The sequence below is a fragment of the Pseudomonas sp. zfem005 genome (genome assembly GCF_032621735.1).
In the GTDB taxonomy this organism is placed as follows: Bacteria; Pseudomonadota; Gammaproteobacteria; order Pseudomonadales; family Pseudomonadaceae; genus Metapseudomonas; species Metapseudomonas solani.
In genome coordinates, this window is sequence record NZ_JAVYJE010000003.1 from 264,073 (window position 1) to 291,068 (window position 26,996).

Sequence of the window (26,996 nt, forward strand, 5' to 3'; positions counted from 1 at the left end):
AACAACAAGGGACGGCTCCCAACCACGAGGATTGCCCAATGACCGCCAGCGCCGCCGCCAACCTGCCCAAGGCCAATTTTCCCGTCCGTCGCATGGACTTCAGCTTCGACTCCACCCAGAAATACTGGTGGAGCGGCGATCCCTTCATGAGCCACTTCATGAACAACCTGTCGTCGCTCTTCCCCTATGGCGAGAAGTTCTTCGTCGACAGCGTGCGCGGCGTACGCGACCAGATCAGCGACCCGCAGCTGCAGAAGGACATCAGCGCCTTCATCGGCCAGGAAGCCATGCACTCCAAGGAACACGCCACCTACAACGACTACGCCGCCGCCCACGGCATCGACCTGGAGCGCCTGGAACTGCGCATCAAGGTGCTGTTGGAGTGGGTCACCCGCTTCACCACCAAGAAGCAGCGCCTGGCCGCCACCTGTGCCCTGGAACACTTCACCGCGACCATGGCCGAGCAACTGCTGCGCCGCGAAGACCTCAGCACGCAGATGGACGACCAGAAGATGTACCAGCTGTGGATGTGGCACGCGATCGAAGAGAACGAGCACAAGGCCGTGTGCTACGACGCCTACATGGCGGTCGGCGGCGGCTACTTCGAGCGCACCATCACCATGGCCCTGACCACCGTGATGTTCATCGGCGTGATCGGCGCCTTCCAGCTGCACCTGCTGCGCAAGGACGGCCAGCTGTTCAACCTGCGCAGCTGGGGCCGCGGCCTGAAGACCCTGTTCAGCCTGCGCACCGGCTACTTCCCGCGCATGATCAAGCCCTACCTGGACTACTACCGCCCCGGCTTCCACCCCTTCGACCATGAAACCAAGGCGCTGGAACAACGCTGGAAGGAGCGCCTCGGCTTCAACGGCTGAGTGATTCAGGCCCAACGAAAAGCCCGGCAATCGCCGGGCTTTTTATTTGGCTCAGGCGCTGCGCGAGGTGGCGCGGGTGCTTTTCTTCTTGCTCTGCAGCAGGTGCGAGAACACCGCGTGCAGGTCGTCGGAGGCGGTCTCGCCTTCGAGGTTGAGCTTGGCGTCGACGCTGTCCATGTGGCGCATCATCAGGTCGACCGCGACCTCGACGTTGTGCGATTCGATGGCGTCGATGACCTTGTCATGCTCCTCGTCCGAGCAGTGGGTGCGGCTGTTGCTCTCGTAGAGGGCGATGATCAGCGAGGTCTGCGAGATCAGGCTGCGCAGGAAGCCCAGCAGGGTGAAGTTGCCGGCGGCCTCGGCCAGTTTCAGATGGAACTCGCCGGACAGGCGGATGCCCATGCCGCGGTCACCACGGGCGAAGCACTCGCGCTCCTCGATGACCATCTGGCGCAGGCCGGCGATCTGTTCGGGAGTGGCGTTGACGCAAGCCAGTTCGGTGATGGCGCGCTCGATCATGCGACGTGCGTAGAAGATCTGCCGCGCTTCCTCGGCCCCCGGGCTGGCCACGACGGCACCTCGGTTGGGACGCAGCAGCACCACGCCCTCGTGGGCAAGGCGCGACAGGGCGCGGCGGATGATGGTGCGGCTGACACCGAAGATCTCGCCCAGGGCCTCTTCGCTCAACTTGGTGGCCGGAGCCAGGCGCTGTTCGAGGATGGCTTCGAAGATATGTGCGTAGACGACTTCATCCTGGGTGCCATTGCGCGTGCCTTTGGCGGCACGCGGCGGCTTCTTCAAACTGTGTTCAACGTCGTTCATGGGGGCCCACGTAGAAGGTTTCGAAAGCGGCAATAGGGCTGACACTACGCCGAGTCGGCATCGTATTGCCAGCCTCCGGCGGGGAAAGCCTCGGAAAAATGTGCGCATTGTACACAATCTGACCGAACAAAAGCAGTGCCGCCCCGCTCAACCTCACATCTACAGGGCCCTGGAGCCCTCCGGCAGCTCCAGGCGCAACCCCATGCGCCGCCCCTCACTCACCAGATGGTCACGCATCAGCGAGGACGCCAGCAGGCTGTCCCGTCGGCGAATCGCTTGCACCAGCGCTTCGTGCTCGCGCACCCGCTCCTGCAGCTCATCGCCACGCTGGCGCAGCAAGGCATCGCTGCGGGCCAGGGCGTCACCTGCCTGGGTCACCAGGGACTGGAAGATGGGGTTGGTGGTCAGCGAACCGAGCAATTGATGGAAGCCTATATAGGCCTCGACGAAGGCATCCATGTCGTCATCCTCGGCGGCATCGCGCAGGTCCATCAGGCGCAGGCGCAGGCGGTCGAGGTCGCTTGATGCGATGGATTGCGCCACCAGGCCGACGATGAAGGGTTCCAGCGCATAGCGCAGCTGGATCACGTCCTCGATGCTGTGGTCCCGGGGCGCCGTGATGGCGTGCTCTGTCGCCTCCCGCCCCAGCACCTGCACGCCCTTGCCGGGCAGCGAGCGGACCATGCCGAGGGTTTCCAGCACCGTTACCGCCTCGCGCAGGCAGGGCCGGCTTATGCCCAGTTGCTCGGCCAGCTCTCGCTGGCCCGGGAGCATCTCGCCGACGGGCCAGCGCCCCTGCTCGATGGACTCGCGCAGGGACTGGACGATGGAACCCACCAGGGTCGATGAGCTGTTCACTGTGATTTCCTCCTTGTGAAACCAGGCCGAGCCGGATCGGGCCGCAGCATCATGCAGCCCGCCAGCATCGTTCTCAATCCGCCGTTGTGCTCACACCACTGCGATCCTTGAAGGCGAAACCCTGTTCGCCGGCCAGCACGCTGCGGGCGCGGCCCAGGTCGATGTCCTTCTCCCAGCGGGCGATGGCCACGGTGGCGATGCAGTTGCCGATCAGGTTGGTCAGCGCCCGGCCGATGCCCATGAACCAGTCCACCGACAACACCAGCACCAGGCCTACGACGGGTATGGCCGGTACGGCCGCGAGCGTGGCGGCAAGGATCACCAGGGCCGAACCCGGAATGCCGTGGGCGCCCTTGGAGGTCACCAGGGACACCAGCAGGATGGTGATCAGGTCATTCATCGCCAGCGGCGTTCCGGTGGCATGGGCGATGAAGACGATGGCCAGGGTCAGGTAGATGGAGAAGCCGTCCAGGTTGAAGGAATAGCCGGTGGGGATCACCAGGCCCACCGTGGAGCTGCGGATGCCCAGGTGCTCCAGCTTGCGCATGATCTGCGGCAGCACCGCATCCGAGGAGGCGGTGCCGAGGACGATCAGCAATTCCTCGCGCAGGTAGCCGAGGAACGGCCACAGGCGCAGCCCGGAAACCCGCAGCACGGTGCCCAGCACCAGCAGCACGAACACCGCGCAGGTGGCGTAGAACACCACCACCAGCCCGCCCAGGTGGCGCAGCGAATCCACGCCGTACTTGCTGGTGGTGAAGGCGATGGCGCCGAACACGCCGATGGGCGCCAGGCGCACGATCATGCCCATGATGCGGAAGATCACATGGCTCATCTCGTTGATCAGCCGGGCCACGCCCGAGGCGGCCTCGCCCACCTGGTTCAGCGCACAGCCGAACAGCACCGAGAACAGCAGCACCTGGAGAATGTCGTTGCTGGCGAAGGCGCCGACGACGGAGGCCGGGATCAGCCCCATGACGAAGTCCACCGGCCCGTGCAGGTCGCCGGTGCGCGAGGTGTAGAGCGCAGCGTCTCCGGCCGGCAACTGGCCGAGGTCGATATTGGCGCCCACGCCCAGCCCGCCGCCATAGGCCACCAGCAGGCCGATCAGCAGCGCCACCGTGGTCAGCACCTCGAAATACACCACCGCCTTGAAGCCGATGCGGCCGACCTTCTTCAGGTCACCCGCCCCGGAAATGCCGCTCACCACCACGCAGAACACGATCAGCGCGATGAGCATCTTGATCAGCTTGATGAAGCCATCGCCCAAGGGCTTGAGCTGCGCGGAGAACTCGGGGAAGCCGATACCGCAGAGGATACCGATGACCAGGCCGATGACGACCTGCAGGAATATCGAGCGCGAGCACCACTTGAGCATGGGGGAATCTCCGTTGCGGTGCCCCCGGAGCGCTGGCGTGGCTACGCCCTTGTGCGAGATCCGGAGGCTTTGTTGTTGTGGTCTTACCGGTCAGTCCAGCACGCGCAGTCTATGCCCCCAAAAAGCTGCACACAAGCCGACAAACATTAATTGACTTTTTTGTACACAAACACATAATCCGACTGCGTACTTTTTTGACCCAAAAGTCAGAAATATCGCACTGCCCCGTGAGGCACCAAACCTCAGGCTTTTCGCTGCGCAAGGGACCCAGGTAACCAGCCGGCCGAAACAGCTAAAAACAACTAAATGAGAGGTACCTGCTGTGGAAAGCACCAAACAACAAGAACAAGGAACGTATGCTGCGAGCCCTCCCGCCAAAGGCCTGCTTGAACGCCTCTTCAAGCTGACCGAACACCGCACCACCGTGAGAACCGAGCTGGCCGCCGGCCTCACCACCTTCATCACCATGGCCTACATCATCTTCGTAAACCCCAACATCATGGCGGACGCCGGCATCGATCACGGTGCGGCATTCGTGGCCACCTGCCTGGCCGCGGCATTCGGCTGCTTCCTGATGGGCCTCTATGCCAACTGGCCGGTCGGCCTGGCACCGGGCATGGGCCTCAACGCCTTCTTCACCTACACCGTGGTCAACACCATGGGCTACAGCTGGCAGATCGCCCTCGGCGCGGTGTTCCTGTCCGGCGTGCTGTTCATGATCCTGACCTTCTCGCGCATCCGCGAATGGCTGCTCAACAGCATCCCCAGCAGCCTGCGCTTCGCCATGGGCGCGGGGGTCGGATTGTTCCTCGGGCTCATCGGCCTGAAGACCGCCGGCATCGTGGTACCGAACTCCAGCACCCTGGTGCACATCGGTGACCTGACCTCCCCCGCTCCCCTGCTGGCCGCCATCTGCTTCCTGATGATCGCGGTCCTGGAATATCGCCGCGTGTTCGGCGGCATCCTGATCAGCATCCTCACCGTCACCCTGATCGGCGTCGGCCTGGGCATCGTCAAGTTCGGCGGCGTCTTCTCCATGCCGCCGAGCCTGGCGCCCACCTTCATGGCGATGGACATCACCGGCGCGTTCGACGTGACCATGATCAGCGTGATCCTGGCCTTCCTCTTCGTGCACATGTTCGACACCGCCGGCACCCTGATGGGCGTGGCCCAGCGCGCGAACCTGGTGAAGGAAGACGGCCGCATCGAGAACCTGTCGAAAGCCATGAAGGCCGATAGCGCCTCCAGCGTGTTCGGCGGCGTGCTCGGCGTACCGCCGGTCACCAGCTACGTGGAAAGCGCCGCGGGCGTCGCCGCAGGCGGCCGCACCGGTCTGACCGCCGTCACCGTCGGCATCCTCTTCGTCGCCGCCATGTTCTTCGCCCCGCTGGCCGGCATGATCCCCGCGTACGCCACCTCCGGCGCGCTGATCTACGTCGCCATGCTGATGATGGGCGGCATGGCTCACATCGACTGGGACGAGCACACCGAAACCATCCCCGCGATCGTCACCGTCATCATGATGCCGCTGACCTTCTCGGTCGCCGACGGTATCGCCCTGGGCTTCGTGACCTATGTGGTGATGAAGGCCTGCACTGGCAAATACCGCGAGGTATCGCCCAGCCTGTATGCACTTTGCGCCATCTTCGTCGCCAAGTTCATTTTCCTGTAAGCTCGCCCCGCAACACCCCAAGGCCCTGGCGCTGAAGCGCCAGGGCCTTTTCATTTCCCGGAGACGAGCGAATGAGCCTGGAAACCTGGCTGCTGTTCAGCAGCGCCGCGCTGGTGGTGATCCTGATCCCCGGCCCCTTGTCCCTGCTGATGGTCAGCAACAGCCTCAACTACGGCATCCGCCGCTCTCTGCCCGCCTTCCTCGGTGGCGTCAGCGCCGCCACCGGGCTGCTCGCCGCCTCCGCGCTCGGCCTCGGCGCCCTGCTGCTGGCCTCCGAGCAACTGTTCAGCGCACTCAAGCTGGTGGGCGCGCTCTACCTCTTCTACCTCGCCTGGCAAAGCTGGAAGCAATCGCGCAACGCCGCCAAACCGGTGGCGACCGAGGAGCAACCGGTCAACCCGGGCTTCCGCGCCCTCTACTGGAAAGCCTTCGGCCTCGCCGCCAGCAACCCCAAGGACATCCTCTTCTTCGCCGCCTTCCTGCCCCAGTTCATCAGCGCCGACCGCCCGCTGCTGGGCCAGCTCTCGGTGATGATCGCCACCTGGGCCGTGCTGGACCTCGCCTGCAAACTCTTCTACGGCCTCAGCGCCCACGCCGCCGCCCGCTACCTGCGTTCCGGCCAGGGCCAGGCCTGGTTCAACCGCGTCAGCGCCGGGCTGTTCGGCGCAGCGGGGACGGCGGCGCTGATCTCGCGCTGACGCCTTCCGCCGGCTCGATAAGGGCGGATTTCCGCCAGAAACACCCAGAAACGTGGCGGTTTCCCGCCATGAATTCCCCGCAGCGCTCGCAAGCGCTGCTCCGCAGGACCCAGAATCCGTGCCTCAACGCGCCTGGTACGGGTCTTGCCATTGCATCGCCAACGAGCCGACAAGAACAAGACTGGCCGTGATTCAGGTACTGACCGCTTTCCCCCTGGTCAGCGCCTAGACTTGCTCTTGTCAGCCGTAGTAGCGCTACCCGCGCATGGATCTGCTTACAACTACAAGAGGAAGTCCCATGTTCAAACCCACGCTAAAAGCTCTCGCCTGTGCACTCGCCCTGGGTGCCGCCAGCCTGGCGCATGCTGCCGATCCCATCGTCATCAAGTTCTCCCACGTCGTCGCCGAACACACGCCCAAGGGCCAGGGCGCGCTGCTATTCAAGAAACTCGCGGAAGAACGCCTGCCCGGCAAGGTCAAGGTCGAGGTCTACCCGAACTCCTCGCTCTTCGGCGACGGCAAGGAAATGGAAGCGCTGCTGCTGGGCGACGTGCAGATGATCGCGCCCTCCCTGGCCAAGTTCGAGCAGTACACCAAGCAGGTGCAGCTGTTCGACCTGCCCTTCCTGTTCAACGATATCCAGGCCGTCGACCGCTTCCAGCTCAGCCCCGAGGGCCAGGGCCTGCTGAAGTCCATGGAGAGCAAGAACATCACCGGGCTGGGTTACTGGCACAACGGCATGAAGCAGCTCTCGGCCAACAAGCCCCTGCGCGAACCCAAGGACGCCCGCGGCCTGAAGTTCCGCGTGCAGGCTTCCGCCGTGCTCGAGGAGCAGTTCAAGGCCGTACGCGCCAACCCGCGCAAGATGAGCTTCGCCGAGGTCTACCAGGGCCTGCAGACCGGCGTGGTCAACGGCGCCGAGAACCCCTGGTCGAACATCTACTCGCAGAAGATGCATGAAGTGCAGAAGTACATCACCGAATCCAACCACGGTGTGCTCGACTACATGCTGATCACCAACACCAAGTTCTGGAACGGCCTGCCGCCGGATGTACGCAGCGAGCTGGAGAAGATCACCCAGGAAGTCACCGCCGAGGTGAACAAGCAGGCCGAAGCCCTCAACCAGGGTGACAAGCAGCGCATCATCGAAGCCAAGACCAGCGAGATCATCGAACTCACCCCCGAGCAGCGCAACGAATGGCGCGACGCCATGAAGCCGGTGTGGAAGAAGTTCGAAGGCGAGATCGGCGCCGACCTGATCAAGGCCGCCGAAGCGGCCAACCAGGCTCAGTAACCGCCGGCCGGCGCGGGACCACCGCGCCGGCACCGCCTCCAGCCATCAGGAGACACCATCCATGAACGCCCTAAGGCGCGTCTGGGACCACTTCGAGGAAGGCTTCATCGCCTTCCTCCTGGCGGCCATGACGCTGGTCACCTTCGTCTACGTGATCCTCAACAACCTCTACACCCTCTTCTACAACCTCGCCGACCGCTGGGAAGGTGCCAGCGAAAGCCTCTTCGCCATCGGCGACAGCATCATGGGCATGGCCCAGGCCATGACCTGGAGCACCTCGCTGACCAAGGCCCTGTTCGCCTGGCTAATCTTCTTCGGCCTTTCCTACGGCGTACGTACCGCCGGCCACATCGGCGTCGACGCCCTGGTCAAGCTCGCCTCGCGCAAGGTGCAACGCATCATCGGCGTCATCGCCTGCCTCTGCTGCCTGGCCTACGCCGGCCTGCTGGGCGTGGCCAGCTTCGAGTGGGTGCAGACCCTGTTCACCGCCGCCATCGGCGCAGAAGACCTCGGCCACTACGGCGTCATGCAATGGCAGATCGGCCTGATCGTGCCCCTCGGCTTCGCCATGGTCTTCATCCGCTACGGCGAAATCCTCGTGCGCCTGCTGCAGAACCGGCAGACCGGTCTCGGCCTGGCCGATGAAGCCGCCGACGCCCTGAAACTCACCGAGCTCGAGGAAGGCAAGCAATGACCATCCTGTTCCTCTTCCTCCTGCTGTTCCTGCTGATGTTCATCGGCGTGCCCATCGCCATCTCCCTGGGCCTCGCCGGCTCGCTGACCATCATGCTGTTCAGCCCCGACTCGGTGCGCTCGCTGGCCATCAAGCTGTTCGAGACCTCCGAGCACTACACCCTGCTGGCCATTCCCTTCTTCCTGCTGGCCGGCGCCTTCATGACCACCGGCGGCGTGGCCAAGCGCCTGATCGACTTCGCCAACGCCTGCGTCGGCCACATCCGCGGCGGCCTCGCCATCGCCGCAGTACTGGCCTGCATGCTGTTCGCCGCCCTCTCCGGCTCCAGCCCCGCCACCGTGGCCGCTGTGGGTTCCATCGCCATCGCCGGCATGGTGCGCTCCGGCTACCCGCAGGCGTTCGGCGCCGGCATCGTGTGCAACGCCGGCACCCTGGGCATCCTCATCCCGCCGTCCATCGTCATGGTGGTCTACGCCGCCGCCACCGAAACCTCGGTGGGCAAGCTGTTCATGGCGGGCGTCGTCCCCGGTCTTCTACTTGGCCTGGTGCTGATGGTGGCGATCTACATCATCGCGGTGAAGAAGAACCTGCCCGCCATGCCCCGCGCCACCTTCCGCGAATGGCTCAGCGCCGCGCGCAAGGCGATCTGGGGGCTGCTGCTGATGGTGATCATCCTCGGCGGCATCTACTCCGGCATGTTCACCCCCACCGAAGCCGCCGCCGTCGCCGCCGTCTACTCGGCCTTCATCGCCCTGTTCGTCTACAAGGACATGAAGCTCAGCGAAGCACCCAAGGTGCTGCTGGAGTCGGGCAAGCTGTCGATCATGCTGATGTTCATCATCGCCAACGCCATGCTCTTCGCCCACGTGCTGACCACCGAGCAACTGCCCCAGCAGATCACCGCCTGGGTCATCGAAGCGGGGCTCACCCCCTTCATGTTCCTGCTCATGGTCAACATCGTGCTGCTGGTGGCCGGTGCCTTCATGGAGCCCTCGGCGATCATCCTGATCCTCGCGCCCATCCTCTTCCCCATCGCCATGAAGCTGGGCATCGACCCGATCCACCTCGGCATCATCATGGTCGTCAACATGGAAATCGGCCTGATCACCCCACCCGTGGGGCTCAACCTCTTCGTCACTTCCGCGGTGACCGGCATGCCGCTGACCTCCACCATCCGCGCCGCCATGCCCTGGCTGATGATCCTGCTCGCCTTCCTGATCCTCATCACCTACGTGCCCTGGATCTCCCTGGCACTGCCCAACTGGCTGGGTATGAGCTGACTGTTCGCAGATGCAAAAAAGCCCGGCTTAGTGCCGGGCTTTTTTATGGGGGCGTAAAGACTTAGCTGCTAGCACTAATTAGACGCTACTCGGCTGTCTCCTGCAGTCCCAAATAGGACCGCATACTATCGAGCGACAGAACAGAGAAATCGAAAGGACAGTCTTCCATGCGATCACCACTATCGCCTACTAAATAACTAACGCAAGATCTAAGCTGAGTTATGACCGAGAGCATTTGCCATGACCAACATCACCGCTTTCAGCTCAAAAGCGCTTCTGTAGGCCACTAATTTCTCGCAATAGTTAACATACCCGCAACACCCCACCATTAAATCAAAAAGGCATGCCCACTATTGATTAACAAGCCGCCTAAACTCATCCAATACACCACAGATCAAATCAATTCGATAATCGTTCTCTAATCGAATCTTTGCCTTAGCCAAAATCAAATTCAATTTATCTTTCGGATAAATATCCGAAATCATATTCAAATCTTGCATTGTCGTATCAATCAGATTTTTCAGCTCTTGCAAAATTTCAGCCTTTACCAAACCTGCATCCAAATGCAAATCTATGCAACCTGGACCGTCAAACATAATAGAGTCGCTCCAGACATCAAAAAGACCAATCAAAAGCGCCGAACCAGTAGACCTACCTTTCTCCATTAGCAAAAAACAAACTACGGAAAGATCCAAGTCATGAACACGAATATTTTTACCTTGAAACTCAATAATTGAATATGCCATACAGCACCCTTACTCAATATATATAATAGGCTTATTTGTTCTCAAGCCGCCTTGAACCTGAGCTTTTAGCACAGAAATCTGCTCTTTTGATAGACCCAAGGTATCAACAACAACAGCCTTAGAAGCTGTAGAGTTATTCGCCTCTTTAATAATAGATCGCCCAAGCCCTTCGATTCTTCTGGGAGTAATGTCAATAGATGACCCATCATTAGCCCTAAGTGGGCCTTTCAAATCAAAAGCTCCCAGCTTAGAGTCGATAAAATCTGTTGCTCCATCCGTGCTTCTTAGAACGGTGCGTCCAGTAGCTTGCTCGAAACGGGCAGCACCTATCCCCTCTCTAACAAGCATTTGATTACGGTCAGGATCCAAGGCCAGTTCAAGTGAACGCTTTCTAATTTCCAGAGAGTCAATTAGCTTTGCTACCTCTTCGGACTTACTGCCTGGAGCAATCTTCGGCGCCTCTACCGTAGCATGCACCACACACCCACCAGCCCCACACTGCAAGCAATTACCGGTGTTGTGCACCCACGTTTTCAGGTTCCCTACATAGAAGGTGTGGCCAATATCCACCGTTAGGTTGTAGGTCACCCCTTGAGGCTGAACCATCTCAATGGATTCGACCAGGATGGAAGCACCATTGCTGCTGCCATCGCCTAGCGACTGCAGTTCATCACCCGGTTTGAGGCTGATCGCAGGCACGAAGTCATTGCGTACTGGTACATAGAAGGGGTGACCCGGTGTAACCAAGAGCGTGTCGGCCAGATCCTTGTCAGTAGACTTCAGCTTCAGCCGGTAGATCGCCTGGTCGGTGCGGATATGCGTAGCCGTGACTGCAGCGGCAAAGGGTTTACCTCCCTTCTCCGGCTTGCTCCAAACAATGTCTCCAGCCTTGATCGTCTCAATGGCCTTATCGCCATCTGGAGTTGAAACCATAGTTCCGGCGGCAAAGCAGCAAGGTTTGACCAGTTTCCCAGTAGCAGTCTGGTCGTAATATTTGGCCAGTTCTTTTTGAGAGGGGGCAACGGTACCGGACTCGAGCCCCTTCAGCTTCGCACTGAGCCGCTCGATAGCAACGACACTCTCTGCAACCTTGGTACTTAGCTTGCCCCCGCCCGCAGCTTTCAGGACAGTGGCCAGCTTCTCGAGCTTGGCGAGCTTGGCTGCAGGTCCTAACAAATCCCAGACACCGGGTTCAATTATCTCGCTGACAACTTGTCCTAACTCTGCAACAGCCTTGAAATTGCCAGCGATATCCTGATGGATCTTCTGAATCTCACGGACCTCGACAGGTAGCTCATTAAGCTGCTTATCAATGTCAGCAAGAAGAGTGGACAACTCTTTTTGAGTATCTTTTATAACGAGTTCACGGGACTCTGAGTCCAGTATTCTCTGCAGCTCATCGGAACTCTTCGAATCTACATCGGCTCTTGCCTTGGCAGCATCCTTGTCGCTCGCGGCATTCAGCTTGTCGGTGCCGATAGCGATAATTTCCTTTTGAACATTCTGCCTATCAACTAGCTGCTGCGAAGAAAACTCCTTCTCCAGAACCTGGCTCGCGAACCTGTCTTCCACCATGCGCATGGCGTCCTGACCAGCCAGGATCTCCTGCTCTATCTGCTCACAGTTGCCGTTGGCGCGGCAATTCTTCAGGCGCTCGGTATTCTCTGCACTGATCTTCTTGAAGTCTGCAACGACCTTGTCGCAAGCAGCTTGGGTAGTGCACTGGTTCAGCTGTTTGACAAATGCTTCGACATCCTGATGCCGGAGGTAGTTATTGGCCGTAGCGTTAGCCGCAACCGTCGCTGCTACCTGCGCATCCCCCCCTGACAACCCCGCTGCCAAAACCCCCACCAACTGGGAAAGCATCAACAGCTTCTGTCTCCCCTCCTGATAGGCCGCGCTTGTTCTTTCCAGATCGGCAGGAGCGATATGGTCCCCAATCCAGCCCAACATGACTTCGTTGGCACCAGCCGCGATAGCACCGGTGCGGAAATCGCCGCCCATAGCCTCGGAAAGCATCCCTCCCAAGGTGGCGTGCAACGCAATTTTCTCGAAGCTGCCGGACTCAAGCGGCAGTTTCCCAATGGCATCCGCGCCCATGGCACCGGCAATACCTACAGCATTGCCCAGCGCAGCATCTCGAAGGTTGTCCTTGATGCTGCCGCCGTAAATAGCGGTTTTAACGCCCGCTTGCACGACAGTTACCTTGGCCACCTCTCCAACACTCTGCCAGTTGAATCTCATCGCCCCGGGATCGTACCCACCAACCAGCCCAGCGGTTACACCGCTGGCCACGTAACCCTTCACGGAGTCCTTCGAGGTCATGTCCTTGGTGATGGCCCCCAGGTTGCCGCGATTGTTGATAGTGCTGATAACACCCTTGGTCGCCACGCTGGTAACGACGGCACCGCCAACTGTGCCAAGCGCACCTGCAGCAGGCCCGACAACAGCCGCCATCACGATCGCGATGATCAGTTGCGCGCCAGCCCCCAACCCTGAATTGCTGTACTTGAAGGAGTCGTGGATCTCTTTCACACGACGCCAATCCACATCACCTCGCTGCTCTGCGTCTTTCAGCCAAGCAAGCTGCGGATCGGCGGCCACCATGGAGTCGATAGTCTGACGGACGCTCTGCTGGTCGATGTGCTTGATATCGATCTTCAGGCCGTCGGCAGCCTTGATAGCGATTTCGCCCTGAGCGACTAGCTGACTCTGCAATACCGTTTCATCGGTCTTGCCTTTGCCCTCCATCGAATTCCAGAGAAAGCTGTTATTGCTCTTCTCATGGCTCTCCTGGTGCATGTCCTTCACCGCCTCGAAGGTGATGGCACCACCGCTTTCGAGGGTCAGGCTACCGCCGCTTTCCAGGTGAGCGCGCTGGTAAAGCTGGTCACCTTCGCTGGCGAGGGTGAGGTCGCCGCCGGTGATGATGCTGGTGCCGACATTGCGGACATCGGTGACTTCGTCGCGCTGGGTCTTCTTGGCGCCGAAGGCCCCCTTCTTCTTCATGTCGTAAAGGTGGTAGTCGCTGTCCTGCCCTGCGGTCAGGGCCAGCTGCTCGCCGGCGTACAGGTAGGCTTCGTCGCCGGCCTTGAGCTTGCTGGCGCTGAGCAGCAGGTTGCCGCCCGCCTCGATATCGAGATCGCCGCCCGCTTCGATCACCGCCGCCTGCTGGCGGATGGTGCTGTCTTCCTTGTTGATCTTCTTGCCGCTGCGCTTGTAGCGGTATTCGCTGCTGCTCTCGTCGGCTGCCGCAGCGATGGTGATGTCGCGCTCGGCCTCCAGGCTGATGTCGCCCCCCGCCTTGACGGTGCTGGCGATCACGGCGAGATCCTGCCCGGCGCTGGCCTGCAGGTTGCCGCCGATCTGCACATCACTCCCATGCTGGGTAGTGCTGGTATTGCTCCAGAAGTGGCGCTTGTCCTGGCGCATGCTGCCGTTTTCTTCGGCAGCAGATGCGATGACCAGGTCATTGCCGGCGCTCAGGGTGGCGTTGCCGCCGGCCTTGAGGCTGCCTCCGATGTTCTGGATGTCGCGCCCGGCGGAGAGGTTCAGGCTGTTGCTCGCCTCGATCCCGGCGGCCTTGTCCACCACGCTGGTGAGCTGGCTGAAGTTCTTGCCGCTGCGGGCGTCCTGGCTGATGGTGCGCTCGTTGATGATGTCGCCGGTGAGGGCGATGGCGCTGACGTCCTTGCCGTTGATGATGCCGCCACGGGCGTTGCGGATGCTGTCGGTGGCCAGCAGGGACAGGCGATCTCCTGCCTGCATCAGGCCACGGTTGTCGATGTTCAGGGCGGACGCCTGCAGCTGGTTGCTGGCACGCAGGGTGCCGCTGTTACTGAGGGTGCTGCCGCTGATGAGGGCGACGTCCTGGCCCTGGATCAGTGCGCCGCTTGGCGCCAGGCGGTCCTTGGCCTGAGCCAGGTAGAGCACCGGCACCAGCACCTTCTCGCCATTCACGTCCTGCTCCTGCATCCACACGATGTCGTGGGTCAGGGCAGCCACTTGCTCGGCGCTCAGGGCCACGCCCGGGGCGAGGTTGAGGGCTTCCTTGCTGGCGATGGCGTTGTCCATCAGGTACTTGAACTGAGCCTCATCCGAAGCGAGCCCGTCGATGAAGCGCTTGCCGGTGCGGGCGACCACCGCTTCGCGGATCAGGCGCTGCTCGTAGAGGCCATCACCCAGGCGTTTCTGCGCCTGGTCGGCGTCGAAGCCGAGGCGGTTCAGCATGTAGTCGGAGCTGAGGAAGCTCTTCAGGTTGGCGAACTCGGCGCGCGTCTCGACCAGGTAGCGATGGCCGGCCCCTTGATTGACATGGAACAGGCCGTTCTGGCCCTGGGGCAGGCCGAAGCCCGGCAGCGTCACCGGGTTGACCGCCTGCTGGTTGGCGTCCGGCGCCAGTTGTGCATTGAGCTGCACCACCAGCGGTTGGCTGGTGAGGCCTACCTGGCTGTCCAGGTTCTGGGCGGTGCCGCCCTGGGGGGCCTGGTTGGCCAGGACCGAGTCGTTGGTGATGGGCTGGGTGGCCTGAATGCTGACGTTGCCGCCGGCCTGGATGATGGCCGGCGAACCGGTTCCGGTAGGCGTGCGGGTCTCGACGTCGCTGGTCAACGCCCAGCTGTAGAGTGCACTGGGCACTTCCTTCGGCATCGGCTGGGCGTTGTAGGGATTGATGTAGTTGTCGCGGAAGCGCTCATCGGTGCCGTCGGTGACGCGGCCGGTATTGAAACGACGGACGCGCTCGATGATGCCGGTGGCGGCACCGGTGTTCTCCAGGCTGGTGCCCTGGATACCGATGTTGCCGGTGGCGCTCAGGCTGCTGTAACGGTTGGCGATGACGCCGCCCTGGATATCGAGGTTGCCGCCGCTGTGGATGCGCGAGGCGGCGGAGTCTTCCAGGACCGAGCTTTCGAAGCGCTCGGTGGCGACGTAGTCGACGTTGTGGTGATCACCGCTGCAGTCGTAGCAGACCACGCTGATGGAGCCGGAGACCAACGTCTTGCCGGGGGTGAACAGCTCCTTGCGGTTGGTCAGGGTGGCGGCACGCAGGGTCATGTCGCCCGTGGACTCGATGCCGCCGGAACGGTTCTCCAGCAACGCCATCTGCCCATTCGCATCGTCCTTCGCCGCGCTCAACGCGCCCAGGCTGTAGAGGTCGCCCTTGAGGTTGGTGAGGCTGTCGGCGCGCAGGGCCATGTCGGCGCCGCTGAAGACCAGGCCCTGGTTGAGCAGGGTCGGGGCTTCGATGCGCAGCTTCTGCGCGGCGCCGAGGGTGCCGCGGTTGTCGAGGCTGGCGACGATCAACAGGGCATCGCCCACGGTGCTGATAGTGCCGGCGTTGACCAGGCTGCTGCCGAGGCGGAACTCGCCCTTGCCGCCGCTGCGCAGTTGCGCGCCCTGGCCGAGTTCGGCATTGGCGGCGCTGAGGGTCAGGTCGCCCAGGCTCTTCAGGCTGCCGTTGCCCTGGTAGCGGCCGGTGAGGACCAGTTGCAGCTTGCCTTCGGTTTCGATGGCGCCGTCGTTGGTCCAGTCGCCGCCACTGGCGGTGATGTCGTCGATGGATACCAGCTTGCCGCTGGCGGTCTGGGTGAAGGTGCCGACCTTGAGGTCCAGGCGCTGGGCCAGCAGCAGGCTGCTGTTGGTCCAGTCGGCGACGTCGAGGCTGAGCACGCCGTTGGTGATGAAGCTGCCGCCGGCCTGCCCGGCATCGGCCAGGCTGAGGGCGAAGCCCTGGGTACCGACGTGACGCAGGGTGCCCTGCTGGTTGCTGAGGCTGGCGCTGGTGAGGCTGAAGCCGGCGTTGCCGATTTCCACCAGGCCGCCGTCGTTGTCGAAGCGGCCGCCGATGGCGAAAGCGCTGGTGCCGGTGCTGCCGAGTGCGCGCAGCTTGCCGCCGGCGTTGCTGGCGGAGCCGACGTCGAGGGCGAGGGTCTTGCTGGCTTCGATCAGGCCGCCGTCGTTGGCCAGCTTGCCGCTCAGGGTGAGACTGGCGCTGTCGCCACCCACAGTGCCGCCCTGGTTGCGCAGGCTGTCGACATCGACCGTCACCGCCTTTTTCGCCAGGAGTTGGCCGCCGTCGTTGATGACCTCGCCGCGCTTGATATCCAGGTCGCCCTGGGTGGCGACGATCTGGCCCTGGCCGTTGTCCAGGCGGGTGGTGCTGGTGAGCTCGACGCTGTCGCCCTGGATACGGCCCTGGCCGTTACCGAGGCTGTCGACGGTGGCGGTGAGGGCGCCGCCCTGGGCATTGAGGCGGCCTTGCTGGTTGAGCAGGTCGCCGGCCGCGAGGGTCAGCTTGCCGTCGCCGGCGAGGACCTTGCCGCTGCGGTTGTCCAGGCGGGTGCTGGCGGTGGCCTTGAGCTCACCGCTGTCGGCCTGGAGGGTACCGCCCTGGTTGTCCAGCACGGCGGTGGTGAGGGTCAGGCCGTCGGCCTTGGAGAGGATCAGGCCATCGCCGAGGTTCTTCACCTCATCGGTGACGGTAATGGTCAGTGCCTTGTTGGCGGCCAGGGTGCCACCGCTGTTGTCCAGCTGCTTGCCGTCGACCTTCAGGTCCTGCCGGCCGATGAGTTGGCCACCCTGGTTTTCCAGGGTCTGGGCCTTCACCTGGGCGGAGCCGGCGGCGACCAGCTGCGCGCCCTGGTTGTCGAGCTTCGCCAGGTCGGTGGTGAGGGTGCCCTGGGCCAGCACCTTGCCGCGGTTGGTCAGGGTGCCGCCCTGGAGGTCGAGCACGCTGGCGGTGTTGGCGCTGCCGTCGGCGTGCACGCCGGCTTCCAGGTTCCCCTGGTTGTCGATGCGCGCGGCGTTCAGGCTCAGGTCACCGGCGGCCGCCACGCTTTCCTTCACCTCGACCGTGCCGCCGCCGGTGACGCTGGCCTTGCCGCCGGCGTAGGCGCTGCGGGTCAGGTCGACATCGTTGGCTTTGAGAGTGATGTCGCCGCTGGCGGCAGTACGCGCCAGGGTCAGCTTGCCGTTGGCATCGATCTGGATGTCGCCGCCGCTGGCGGCCATGTCGCCGGCCAGCTTCACGCCCACGCCCTGCTCGGTGCCCACCAGGCGGATAGCGCCGGCGTACATGCCGCCGAGGGCGGAGCTGTCGATGGCCAGTTGCGGCTTGGCGCTGCCGTCGTCGGCCTTGGTAGTGACGGCCAGGGTGGCGGCGTCTACCTCGTTGCGGCCAGTGACCATGGCCAGCTGCTTGGCGTGCAGCTCGGCGTTGATATGCGCACTGCGGGTGATCAGCTCGAACTGGTCGACATTGCCGACGTTGAGGCCGGCACCCTCGATGGCGATGTCGCCGCCGTCCACGTCGTAGCGGTCGAGACGGCCATTCTCCACCACCGGCTTGCCGGTGCTCAGGGTGGCCTTGGGCGTATTGATGAAGCCGCAGCCGTCACAGGTGATGCCGTGGGGGTTGGCGACGATGACGTGGGCGCCCTGCCCGGCCACCTCGGTGTAGCCCTTGAGCTGGCTGGGGCTGCCGCCGTTGACCTCGTTGAGGATGAGGCCCGCGGCGCGGCCGTTGAGGTTGGTGTTGCCGATGATGTAGCCGCCGAGCTGGGTGTTCTGCAGCTTGTCGGTGGCGTTGTTGAGGATCAGCCCCTGCTGGCCGACGTTGTAGTCGGTGAAGCGGTTGTGGGACAGGCCGTTGGCGTTGGGCGTGGCGATGTTGACCACGGGCACGCCATTGCCGGCACTGCCGATGCTAGTGTTGCCGCCAGCGGCCGCGTCCACCGCCAGGTCGGCGGCGGTGGAGACGATGGGGTTGAGGAACATCACGCCGACGAGGATGGTGGCGATGTTCTGGAACAGGGGGCTGCGAACGTCCATGTACTGGAACTCCGGGCGAAGCTGAAATCAGAAGAAGAGGTCGAAGCGGAAGTACACCGGGTGCTCCTGGCGCGTGATGGCGTCAGGGCGTTCCAGGGACCGCGCGAAGGTGACCGAGGCGGCCAGGTGCTGGCCCCGGGCGCTGAACTCGAAGGCGTTGCCGCTGAGGCGGCCGCTCTGGCCGGGGTTGTAGCGATCGCCGTGGATCACCCCCAGGTCGTAGGCGAAGGCAGCACCGTATTCCTGCACGAAGGGCTGCAGCACAGCCCAAGTCACCGGCCGGCGCCAGCGCAGCTGGTTGCGCCAGTAGGCGCCGGTGTCGCCGGAGAGGGATTGCTCCTTGAAGCCACGCACCGAACTGAGGCCGCCGACGCTGATGCGTTGCGGGCTGTAGAGCACGTCTTCGCTGTGTTGGCCGTTGACCAGGCTGTCGAAGCTGAAGGATTCCCCCAGCAACTGGAAGGACTGCAGATAGCTGGCGGTGAGGCTGTACTTGTTGTAGCGGGCCTCGGGCGAACCATGGAACGGCGTGCGATCGTGCTGGGCATCGAAGGCGCCGATACCACGCTGCCAGCCGATATCGACGTTGACGAAGGCGTTGCCGATACGGCGGCCATGGTTGAAGCCCAGTTGGGATTCGGTCAGGCGCGGGCTGGAAGTGCCGAGCAGGCTGTTCTCCACGTAGTTGCGCGTTTCCACATGGGCGATGCCGAGGCTGGCGGCGGTCTTGCTGACGCTGTCGCGGTGCAGCACACGCTCGGCGCGCAACTGGTGGTTCTTGCTCTCGCCGTCGGTGACGAAGGGGAAGCCGCTGTTGTCGTTGCGGGTGCGGTAGTAGCTCTGGCTGTAGGCGTAGCTGAAGTTCCACCAGCCGTACGGCAGGTTGTAGAGAAAGCTCTGGTTGGCCGAGTGCTTCCAGTGGTCGCTGACCAGGTCACCGCCGCCGCGCAGGCTGAGCTGGTCGGCCAGGCCGAAGGGGCTGTCCCAGTCGAGGCTGGCGCCCCATTGCTGCTCGCCGGTGCTGCGCTGGCCGTCGTTGTGACGGTTCAGGCCCACGCGCCAGGGTTTGCTCGGCTCGCCCTTGAGCTGCACGCGGCTGCCACCCACGTCCGCGCCGGGCACCAGTTCCAGTTGCGCGGGGCGCGACGGCAGGCGGTTGATCTGGTCCACCAGCTGTTCCATTTCGCGCAGGTCGAGCACTTTGCCGTTGCGGGCGGGCGACGCCATGGCCAGCTCGCGGTCGCTGGCGATGGCAGAGCTGTCGAGGCCTTCGAGCTTGCCTTCGACCACGATGACGTCCAGCTCGCCGTCGGCCAGGTCCTGCTGCGGCAGGTAGGCGCGCGAAGTGACGTAGCCCTTGTCGATGTAGTGCTGGGTGATGGCCTTGAGCAGCTCGTTGAGGCGCCCGCTGTCCAGGCACTGGTTTTCGAAGGGCTTGAGCAGCTCGCGCTGGCGCGACGCGGAAATCAGGCTGGCACCCTGCAGGCGGATGCTGCGGATGTCGAAGCACGGCCCCTGGCTGGCGGGGGCGCTGGGCTGGACGGGAGCCTCGCGGCCGGGCAGTTGCTGCAGGTCCTGCAGGCGCTTGCGCTGTTCTTCGAGGATGCGGTCCTGGCGCTCGCGGATCAGGTCGCGATCACCCGCGAAGGGCGCGCCGGGGCTGTCAGCGGCAAAAACAGAAAAAGCGGGAAAAAGCAGGCAGAAGCCCGCAGCGAAAGACTGCAGACGCATTGCGACCTTCCTTGGAATAGTGGCATCTCGACATCGGGGCGGCATTTTTATGGCGCCAGCGACTTTGCTCAAGCCCTTTCCCGACCAAATGCGAACCACTCGTCAGAGAGGGGCGAAATGCGATCACCCTGGTACGAAAGTGCCATACCACGCAGTCCAGATAGGACTCTCCTGTCTAGCTCCATGCCGACAGGCGCCAAATCGCAGGCAAAAAAAAGCCCGCAGTGTGGACGGGCTGGGAAAAAGGACTCGCTGATGAGTCAGGGGGTAAGACGGGTACTAGCTACCGCGGTAGGTGGAGTAGCTGTAGGGGGAGATCAGCAGCGGCACGTGGTAGTGGTCCTGCTCGGCACTGATGCCGAAACGCAGCACGACCACGTCGAGGAAGGCCTGCTCGGGCAGTTTCACGCCACGCTTGCGGTAATAGTCGCCCGCATGGAAGTGCAGCTGATAGACGCCGGTGGCGTAGCTCTCGCCCTGCAGCAGGGGAGCATCGCAACGGCCGTCGTCGTTGGTGGTGGTGCGGGTGATCAGCTCCATGCCGCCGTTCTCGACGCGGTAGAGCTCGATGCTGATGTCGCTGCCAGGGCAACCGTGGGCGGCATCCAGTACGTGGGTGGTCAATCGTCCCATTGCTTTCCGGGCTCCCGCTGCAGTCGTCGACCCGCGGTTGCCACGCCTCCTCTTCTCGTTGAATTCGGTGCATCCAGGGTGCCTACCGCCCCATGAAAGGGCATCCAAGGCACCGCGATGCGACAAATATAAGACATTATTCTTCAGAATTGTACACAATTATTCGAGAATTTTTCCCACCTCCATGGGCGCTCGGGCAGCTGGCACCATTTTGATGCATACCTCCACCCGACAAGGGTTTTATTGCAAAGAGCTGACCAATCAGGCAAGTTTTTTGCAAACCTGCAGAACGTCGACTTGGGCAAATATTCGATTTACAAAACGCAACGACATTTGTATACAATCACCCATCGCGTTCGCGCAGCCACGGCTCCGCGAACCCTCAATAGACAAGAAGGAATCCAGTAGTGAGCCTCGACTACCCCCGCGACCTGATCGGCTACGGCAGCAATCCCCCGCATCCGCACTGGCCGGGCGAGGCTCGCGTCGCCCTCTCCTTCGTCCTCAACTATGAGGAAGGCGGCGAACGCAACATCCTTCATGGCGACAAGGAATCCGAAGCCTTCCTCTCCGAGATGGTCGCGGCGCAGCCCCTGCAGGGCGCGCGCAACATGAGCATGGAATCCCTCTACGAATACGGTAGCCGTGTCGGCGTCTGGCGCCTGCTCAACCTGTTCAAGAAGCACGACATCCCGCTGACCATCTTCGCCGTCGCCATGGCCGCCCAGCGTCACCCGGACGCCATCCGCGCCATGGTCGAGGCCGGCCACGAGATCTGCAGCCACGGCTACCGCTGGATCGACTACCAGTACATGAGCGAGGAGCAGGAGCGCGAGCACATGCTCGAGGCCATCCGCATCCTCACCGAACTGACCGGCGAGCGCCCCGTGGGCTGGTACACCGGCCGTACCGGCCCGAACACCCGCCGCCTGGTGATGGAGGAAGGTGGCTTCCTCTACGACTCCGACACCTACGATGACGACCTGCCCTACTGGGACCCGGCCAGCACCGTGGAGAAGCCGCACCTGGTCATCCCCTACACCCTCGACACCAACGACATGCGCTTCACCCAGGTGCAGGGCTTCAACAAGGGCGACGACTTCTACGAATACTTGAAGGACGCCTTCGACGTGCTCTACGCCGAAGGTGCAGCCGGCGCGCCGAAGATGCTGTCCATCGGCATGCACTGCCGCCTGCTGGGCCGCCCCGCGCGCCTCGCCGCCCTGGCCCGCTTCATCGAATACGTGAAGAGCCACGACAAGGTCTGGTTCGCCCGCCGCGTGGACATCGCCCGCCACTGGCACACCACCCACCCTTTCCAAGGCAACGCCCAATGAGCAGCTTCCAGAAGATCACCCCGTCCAGCCTGTCCCGCGATGCCTTCGTCAGCGCCTTCGCCGACATCTACGAGCATTCGCCCTGGGTCGCCGAGAAGGCCTACGACCTCGGCCTGGACGCCAGCGTCGACCAGATCGACGGCCTGCATCAGCGCATGTCCGACATCCTCCTCAGCGCCAGCCACGATGCCCAGCTGGCCCTGATCAACGCTCACCCGGACCTGGCAGGCAAGGCCGCCGTCCGTGGCGAACTGACCGAAGCCAGCACCAGCGAACAGGCCGGTGCCGGCATCCACGAATGCACGGCTGAAGAGTTCACGCGCTTCACCGAGCTGAACGACGCCTACAAGGCCAAGTTCGGGTTCCCTTTCATCATGGCGGTGAAGGGCAGCAATCGGCACCAGATCCTGGCGGCCTTCGAGGAGCGCATCCACAACTCCCCCGAAGCCGAGTTCAGCCGGGCCCTGGCCGAGATCAACAAGATCGCGCTGTTCCGCCTGCAGCAGATGTAACCCCAGCTGCACGCACGCCGCACCACGCAATGCCACTGTTTCAAGGCAGACAGCAACGATGAAGAGCTACGCAGTCCCCTTCGAAAAGTACGTCAACCTAGCCGATGCCCGTCTCGGGACCCGAGCCATCTCGGTCACCGACGACTGGTTCGCTGACGTCAACCGCCTGTTCCAGCCGACCGCGGCCGTCTGGAAGGAAGGCGTGTTCGACGACAACGGCAAGTGGATGGACGGCTGGGAATCCCGCCGCAAGCGCTTCGAAGGTTACGACCATGCCGTGATCCGCCTGGGTGTACCGGGCTCGATCAAGGGCGTGGACATCGACACCAGCTTCTTCACCGGCAACTACCCGCCGTCCGCGTCCCTCGAAGGCTGCTTCGTGGCCAACGGCGACCCGGACGAGAACACCCAGTGGAGCGACGTGCTCGGCGCGGTTGAGCTCAAGGGCGACAGCCACCACTACCACGCGATCGACAACGACCAGGCCTTCACCCACCTGCGTTTCAACATCTACCCCGATGGTGGTGTGGCGCGCCTACGCGTATACGGCGTGCCCCATCGCGACTGGAGCGCGGTCGGCGACAACGAGCAGGTCGACCTCGCCGCCGCCCTCAATGGCGGCCGCGCGCTGGCCTGCTCCGACGAGCACTTCGGCCGCATGGGCAACATCCTCAACCCGGGCCGTGGCATCAACATGGGTGACGGCTGGGAAACCGCCCGCCGCCGCACGCCTGGCAACGACTGGGTGATAGTCGCCCTCGGCCACCCCGGCGAAATCGAGCGCATCGTGGTCGACACCCTGCACTTCAAGGGCAACTACCCCGACAGCTGCTCGATCCAGGCGGCCTTCGTCAAAGGCGGCACCGACAGCCAGATCGAGACCCAGAGCCTGTTCTGGCGCGAACTGCTGCCGAGCCAGAAGCTCTCGATGCACACCGAGCACGAATACACCGAACAGATCCGGGCCCTCGGCCCCGTCACCCACGTACGCCTGAACGTGTTTCCGGACGGAGGCGTCAGCCGCCTGCGCCTGTTCGGCAAGGTGGCCAGTTAACGCCGGACAGCTTCCGGCAACCCCCGTCACCGTGGCGGGGCGACAGTAAGGATAAGAAGAACAGCATGCGCACTCTCAAGATCGAGCCCCTGACCAAAGAAGCCTTTGCCGCGTTCGGTGACGTCATCGAAACCGAAGGCAGCGAATTCTTCATGATCAACAACGGCTCCACCCGCCGCTACCACAAGCTGGCCACCGTCGAAACGGCCCAGCCGGACGACAAGGCGATCATCAGCATCTTCAGCGCCGAATCCCTGGAGATGCCCCGCCCCATCAGCATGCTTGAACGACATCCGCAGGGCAGCCAGGCCTTCATACCGCTGCTCGGCAACCCCTTTCTGGTCGTGGTCGCGCCCGTTGGCGATGCACCTGTACCGGGTCTGGTCCGTGCTTTCCTCACCAATGGCAAGCAGGGCGTTAATTACCATCGCGGCGTTTGGCACCACCCGGTGCTGACGATCGAAAAGCGGGATGACTTCCTGGTGGTTGATCGCAGTGGTTCTGGCAACAACTGCGATGAGCATTACTTCACCGAGGACGAACAGCTCTTCCTCGACCCCCACCACTAATAAGAGAAGCCCAGCGATCGCCGTGCCGATCGTTCGGGAAAGAGGTACGTACTGTGGAAGCACATCTGACCGAATGGCTGAACCTGAGCATTCGCTGGGTTCACATGATCACCGGTATCGCCTGGATCGGCGCATCGTTCTATTTCGTCTGGCTGGAGAACAACCTCAACCGCAAGGCCCCGCGCGACGGGCTGGCCGGTGACCTGTGGGCGATCCACGGGGGTGGCATCTACCACCTGGAGAAATACAAGCTCGCCCCGCCGAAAATGCCGGACAACCTGCACTGGTTCAAATGGGAAGCCTATTTCACCTGGCTGTCGGGCGTCGCCCTGCTGACCGTGGTGTTCTACCTGAACCCGACCCTGTACCTGATCGCCCCCGGCCTGGACCTCGCCCCTGCGGCAGCCATCGCCATCGGCGTGGGTTCGCTGATCGCCGGCTGGTTCATCTACGACCTGCTGTGCGACTCGCCCCTGGGCAAGCAACCCGCCCTGCTCGGCCTGATCCTCTTCGTGCTGGTGATCGGCGCGGCATGGGGCTTCACCCAGGTGTTCAGCGGTCGTGGTGCCTACATCCACGTCGGCGCACTGATCGGCACCATCATGGTCGGCAACGTGTTCCGCATCATCATGCCGGCACAGCGTGCACTGGTTAAGGCGATCGAAGAGAACCGCACCCCGGACCCGGCCCTGCCGGCCAAGGGCCTGCTGCGCTCGCGCCACAACAACTACTTCACCCTGCCGGTGCTGTTCATCATGATCAGCAACCACTTCCCGAGCACCTACGGCAGCAAGTACAACTGGCTGATCCTGGCCGGGATCGCGGTGATCGCCGTTCTCGTGCGCCACTACTTCAACACCCGCCACGAGAGCAACAAGTTCGCCTGGACCCTCCCGGCCGGCGCACTGGGCATGATCTGCCTGGCCTTCGTCACCTCGCCGAACTACAAGGCCGCCACCGCGCCCACCGCCAACGTCGCCCCGGTCACCGCACCGGCCAAGACCGAAGCCGCAGCGCCGGCAGCCACCACCGAAGCCAGCAAGCCCGCTGAGCAGGCCCAGGCTCCGGCCCAGCCCGCCACCGAGCAGGCGCCCGCTACCGCCCAGGCCAATGCCGGCAGTGCGGACTTCGACAAGGTCCACAGCGTGATCCAGGAACGCTGCTCCGTCTGCCATTCCGCCACCCCCACCAGCCCCCTGTTCACGGCGGCTCCGGGTGGCGTGATGTTCGACACTCCGCAGCAGATCCAGGCCCTCGCGCCGAAGATCCAGGCTCAGGCCGTCGCCACCCAGATCATGCCGCTGGGCAACATCACCCAGATGACCCAGGCCGAGCGTGACCTGATCGGCTCCTGGATCGCACAGGGCGCCAAGACCAACTGATCTCGACCACGACGGGCCGCATCCCCAAGCTGCGGCCCGTGTTTCAAGCCTGCCCCAGGCAGGCTTTTTTTATCGTCTTCCGGCACGGCGTTCCGGTGCACCTCCAGCATCAGGCCCTGCCATTTGTTCCGCGTGCCCCCATCCACCGCCCACAGCTGGGCCTGGATGGCAGAAACATGAATACCAGGATCGCAGCCGGCCTTTGCCGGCTGCGGCCTATAAGGCTCAACAAAAACAAAAGCGCCAGAGGTGTTGCATGACCAAGCTGACCGAGCCCGAGCTCGCCATTCCGCCCGCCGATCAACGCCTGCCTCTGCTGCAACTCCTGCTCGTCGGCATCCAGCACGTACTGCTGATGTACGGCGGCGCCGTGGCCGTGCCGCTGATCGTCGGCCAGGCGGCCGGCCTGTCCCGCGAAGAAATCGCCTTCCTGATCAACGCCGACCTGCTGGTCGCCGGCATCGCCACCCTGGTGCAGTCGCTCGGCATCGGCCCGGTAGGCATCCGCATGCCGGTGATGATGGGCGCGAGCTTCGCCGCCGTCGGCAGCATGGTGGTGATGGCCGGCATGCCCGGCGTCGGCCTGCAGGGTATTTTCGGCGCGACCATCGCAGCCGGCTTCTTCGGCCTGCTGCTGGCTCCCTTCATGGCGCGCATCGTGCGTTTCTTCCCGCCGCTGGTGACCGGCACGGTGATCACCTCCATCGGCCTCACCCTCTTCCCCGTCGCAGTGAACTGGGCCGGCGGCGGCAACAAGGCGGTGCAGTTCGGCGCCCTGGAATACCTCGCGGTCGCCGCCCTGGTGCTCGGCATCATCCTGCTGGTGAACCGCTTCATGCGCGGCTTCTGGGTCAACGTCTCGGTGCTGATCGGCATGGCCGTGGGCTACCTGGTCGCCGGCGGCATGGGCATGGTCGACCTCGCCGGCCTGGAGCAGGCGCCCTGGTTCCAGGTGGTCACCCCGCTGCACTTCGGCATGCCCAAGTTCGAACTGGCACCGGTGCTGTCCATGTGCCTGGTGGTGGTGATCATCTTCGTCGAGTCCACCGGCATGTTCCTCGCCCTGGGCAAGATCACCGGCCGCGAGGTCTGCCCGAAAGCCCTGCGCCGTGGCCTGCTGTGCGACGCTGGCGCGTCCTTCTTCGCCGGCTTCTTCAACACCTTCACCCACTCTTCCTTCGCCCAGAACATCGGCCTGGTACAGATGACTGGCGTGCGCAGCCGCTACGTCACCGCCGTTGCCGGCCTGTTCCTGATCACCCTCAGCCTGCTGCCCAAGGCCGCCTTCCTGGTGGCCTCCATTCCGCCTGCGGTCCTGGGCGGTGCGGGCCTGGCGATGTTCGGCATGGTCGCCGCCACCGGCATCAAGATTCTCCACGAAGCGGACATCACCGACCGTCGCAACCAGTTGCTGGTGGCCGTGAGCATGGGGATGGGCATGGCGCCGGTGGTGCGCCCCGAATTCTTCGCCCACCTGCCCCACTGGATGGAACCCATCACCCACAGCGGCATCGCCATGGCCACCGTCAGCGCCCTGGTGCTCAACATCCTGTTCAACATCCTGGGTGAGAAGGAACGCAGCCGACACTGCGCCGCCCACTGAGTTTTGCTCCCACCTGAATGCACCCACC

At 63.1% G+C, this 26,996-nt stretch carries 19 protein-coding genes; 12 read left to right on the forward strand and 7 right to left on the reverse strand.

The window, feature by feature from the left end; genetic code table 11:
* Nucleotides 1-38: 38 nt before the first annotated feature.
* The gene (locus RTW82_RS08015) at nucleotides 39-875 is read left to right on the forward strand and encodes a metal-dependent hydrolase (RefSeq protein WP_021222206.1); all 837 of its coding nucleotides are present in this window, start codon (nucleotides 39-41) and stop codon (nucleotides 873-875) included.
* 51 nt (nucleotides 876-926) lie between these two features.
* Here the strand turns inward: RTW82_RS08015 and RTW82_RS08020 are convergent, their stop codons facing one another.
* The 3 genes from RTW82_RS08020 to RTW82_RS08030 all read right to left on the reverse strand — a co-directional run bounded on the left by RTW82_RS08020 (nucleotide 927) and on the right by RTW82_RS08030 (nucleotide 3,933).
* Complete coding sequence (locus RTW82_RS08020) at nucleotides 927-1,697, reverse strand: GntR family transcriptional regulator (protein ID WP_031288141.1); 771 nt, start codon at nucleotides 1,695-1,697, stop codon at nucleotides 927-929.
* 159 nt (nucleotides 1,698-1,856) lie between these two features.
* Nucleotides 1,857-2,555, reverse strand: coding sequence for a FadR/GntR family transcriptional regulator (locus RTW82_RS08025; protein WP_021220507.1), 699 nt, complete (start codon nucleotides 2,553-2,555; stop codon nucleotides 1,857-1,859).
* A 73-nt stretch (nucleotides 2,556-2,628) separates the two neighbouring features.
* Nucleotides 2,629-3,933 carry a C4-dicarboxylate transporter DctA gene (locus tag RTW82_RS08030; protein ID WP_021220508.1) on the reverse strand — a complete coding sequence of 435 codons (1,305 nt, stop codon included), beginning with the start codon at nucleotides 3,931-3,933 and terminating at the stop codon, nucleotides 2,629-2,631.
* A 322-nt stretch (nucleotides 3,934-4,255) separates the two neighbouring features.
* Between RTW82_RS08030 and RTW82_RS08035 the strand changes: the two genes are divergently transcribed.
* From RTW82_RS08035 to dctM, 5 genes are all read left to right on the forward strand, one after another.
* Entirely contained in the window at nucleotides 4,256-5,605 is a 1,350-nt protein-coding gene (locus RTW82_RS08035) for an NCS2 family permease (RefSeq protein WP_043243483.1), read from the forward strand.
* A gap of 71 nt (nucleotides 5,606-5,676) precedes the next feature.
* Nucleotides 5,677-6,303 carry a LysE family translocator gene (locus RTW82_RS08040; protein ID WP_184488857.1) on the forward strand — a complete coding sequence of 209 codons (627 nt, stop codon included), beginning with the start codon at nucleotides 5,677-5,679 and terminating at the stop codon, nucleotides 6,301-6,303.
* A gap of 298 nt (nucleotides 6,304-6,601) precedes the next feature.
* A complete protein-coding gene (dctP, locus tag RTW82_RS08045) occupies nucleotides 6,602-7,597 on the forward strand; it encodes a C4-dicarboxylate TRAP substrate-binding protein DctP (protein WP_021220511.1) in 996 nt (331 codons plus the stop codon).
* A 61-nt stretch (nucleotides 7,598-7,658) separates the two neighbouring features.
* Nucleotides 7,659-8,291, forward strand: coding sequence for a TRAP transporter small permease (locus RTW82_RS08050; protein WP_021220512.1), 633 nt, complete (start codon nucleotides 7,659-7,661; stop codon nucleotides 8,289-8,291).
* Nucleotides 8,288-9,571, forward strand: a complete 1,284-nt coding sequence (gene dctM / locus RTW82_RS08055) for a C4-dicarboxylate TRAP transporter large permease protein DctM (protein ID WP_184488859.1) — start codon at nucleotides 8,288-8,290, stop codon at nucleotides 9,569-9,571. The genes RTW82_RS08050 and dctM overlap by 4 nt, the downstream gene beginning before the upstream one ends.
* A 350-nt stretch (nucleotides 9,572-9,921) precedes the next feature.
* Here the strand turns inward: dctM and RTW82_RS08060 are convergent, their stop codons facing one another.
* The 4 genes from RTW82_RS08060 to uraH form a co-directional block, all read right to left on the reverse strand.
* On the reverse strand, nucleotides 9,922-10,317 hold the full coding sequence (locus tag RTW82_RS08060) for a hypothetical protein (protein ID WP_316924790.1): 396 nt from the start codon (nucleotides 10,315-10,317) through the stop codon (nucleotides 9,922-9,924).
* A 9-nt stretch (nucleotides 10,318-10,326) separates the two neighbouring features.
* Complete coding sequence (locus tag RTW82_RS08065; RefSeq protein WP_316924791.1) at nucleotides 10,327-18,147, reverse strand: DUF637 domain-containing protein; 7,821 nt, start codon at nucleotides 18,145-18,147, stop codon at nucleotides 10,327-10,329.
* 27 nt (nucleotides 18,148-18,174) lie between these two features.
* Nucleotides 18,175-19,878 carry a ShlB/FhaC/HecB family hemolysin secretion/activation protein gene (locus RTW82_RS08070; protein ID WP_316924792.1) on the reverse strand — a complete coding sequence of 568 codons (1,704 nt, stop codon included), beginning with the start codon at nucleotides 19,876-19,878 and terminating at the stop codon, nucleotides 18,175-18,177.
* 279 nt (nucleotides 19,879-20,157) lie between these two features.
* Nucleotides 20,158-20,511 carry a hydroxyisourate hydrolase gene (gene uraH, locus RTW82_RS08075; protein ID WP_031288154.1) on the reverse strand — a complete coding sequence of 118 codons (354 nt, stop codon included), beginning with the start codon at nucleotides 20,509-20,511 and terminating at the stop codon, nucleotides 20,158-20,160.
* Nucleotides 20,512-20,918: 407 nt separating this feature from the next.
* On the opposite strand from uraH, the gene puuE reads away from it, so the two are divergent.
* From puuE to RTW82_RS08105, 6 genes are all read left to right on the forward strand, one after another.
* Nucleotides 20,919-21,848, forward strand: a complete 930-nt coding sequence (puuE, locus tag RTW82_RS08080) for an allantoinase PuuE (protein WP_021220528.1) — start codon at nucleotides 20,919-20,921, stop codon at nucleotides 21,846-21,848.
* Nucleotides 21,845-22,360 (forward strand): 2-oxo-4-hydroxy-4-carboxy-5-ureidoimidazoline decarboxylase, encoded by a 516-nt coding sequence (uraD, locus tag RTW82_RS08085; protein WP_316924793.1) that lies wholly within the window; start codon nucleotides 21,845-21,847, stop codon nucleotides 22,358-22,360. The genes puuE and uraD overlap by 4 nt, the downstream gene beginning before the upstream one ends.
* A 58-nt stretch (nucleotides 22,361-22,418) precedes the next feature.
* Complete coding sequence (gene alc / locus RTW82_RS08090; protein WP_184488874.1) at nucleotides 22,419-23,414, forward strand: allantoicase; 996 nt, start codon at nucleotides 22,419-22,421, stop codon at nucleotides 23,412-23,414.
* 65 nt (nucleotides 23,415-23,479) lie between these two features.
* Nucleotides 23,480-23,983 (forward strand): ureidoglycolate lyase, encoded by a 504-nt coding sequence (locus RTW82_RS08095; RefSeq protein ID WP_021220531.1) that lies wholly within the window; start codon nucleotides 23,480-23,482, stop codon nucleotides 23,981-23,983.
* Between the two features lie 53 nt (nucleotides 23,984-24,036).
* Nucleotides 24,037-25,365 carry a urate hydroxylase PuuD gene (locus RTW82_RS08100; RefSeq protein WP_184488876.1) on the forward strand — a complete coding sequence of 443 codons (1,329 nt, stop codon included), beginning with the start codon at nucleotides 24,037-24,039 and terminating at the stop codon, nucleotides 25,363-25,365.
* Nucleotides 25,366-25,621: 256 nt separating this feature from the next.
* On the forward strand, nucleotides 25,622-26,968 hold the full coding sequence (locus RTW82_RS08105; protein ID WP_316924794.1) for a nucleobase:cation symporter-2 family protein: 1,347 nt from the start codon (nucleotides 25,622-25,624) through the stop codon (nucleotides 26,966-26,968).
* Nucleotides 26,969-26,996 lie beyond the last annotated feature (28 nt).

Excerpts from the sequence above, each read along its gene's own strand:
- dctP (WP_021220511.1), top strand. The coding sequence starts at position 6,602 with ATGTTCAAACCCACGCTAAAAGCTCTCGCCTGTGCACTCGCCCTGGGT.
- RTW82_RS08015 (WP_021222206.1), top strand. The coding sequence starts at position 39 with ATGACCGCCAGCGCCGCCGCCAACCTGCCCAAGGCCAATTTTCCCGTC.
- RTW82_RS08065 (WP_316924791.1), bottom strand. The coding sequence starts at position 18,147 with ATGGACGTTCGCAGCCCCCTGTTCCAGAACATCGCCACCATCCTCGTC.
- RTW82_RS08095 (WP_021220531.1), top strand. The coding sequence starts at position 23,480 with ATGCGCACTCTCAAGATCGAGCCCCTGACCAAAGAAGCCTTTGCCGCG.
- RTW82_RS08040 (WP_184488857.1), top strand. The coding sequence starts at position 5,677 with ATGAGCCTGGAAACCTGGCTGCTGTTCAGCAGCGCCGCGCTGGTGGTG.
- RTW82_RS08060 (WP_316924790.1), bottom strand. The coding sequence starts at position 10,317 with ATGGCATATTCAATTATTGAGTTTCAAGGTAAAAATATTCGTGTTCAT.
- RTW82_RS08050 (WP_021220512.1), top strand. The coding sequence starts at position 7,659 with ATGAACGCCCTAAGGCGCGTCTGGGACCACTTCGAGGAAGGCTTCATC.
- dctM (WP_184488859.1), top strand. The coding sequence starts at position 8,288 with ATGACCATCCTGTTCCTCTTCCTCCTGCTGTTCCTGCTGATGTTCATC.
- RTW82_RS08020 (WP_031288141.1), bottom strand. The coding sequence starts at position 1,697 with ATGAACGACGTTGAACACAGTTTGAAGAAGCCGCCGCGTGCCGCCAAA.
- RTW82_RS08070 (WP_316924792.1), bottom strand. The coding sequence starts at position 19,878 with ATGCGTCTGCAGTCTTTCGCTGCGGGCTTCTGCCTGCTTTTTCCCGCT.
- RTW82_RS08030 (WP_021220508.1), bottom strand. The coding sequence starts at position 3,933 with ATGCTCAAGTGGTGCTCGCGCTCGATATTCCTGCAGGTCGTCATCGGC.
- uraH (WP_031288154.1), bottom strand. The coding sequence starts at position 20,511 with ATGGGACGATTGACCACCCACGTACTGGATGCCGCCCACGGTTGCCCT.
- alc (WP_184488874.1), top strand. The coding sequence starts at position 22,419 with ATGAAGAGCTACGCAGTCCCCTTCGAAAAGTACGTCAACCTAGCCGAT.
- RTW82_RS08105 (WP_316924794.1), top strand. The coding sequence starts at position 25,622 with ATGACCAAGCTGACCGAGCCCGAGCTCGCCATTCCGCCCGCCGATCAA.
- uraD (WP_316924793.1), top strand. The coding sequence starts at position 21,845 with ATGAGCAGCTTCCAGAAGATCACCCCGTCCAGCCTGTCCCGCGATGCC.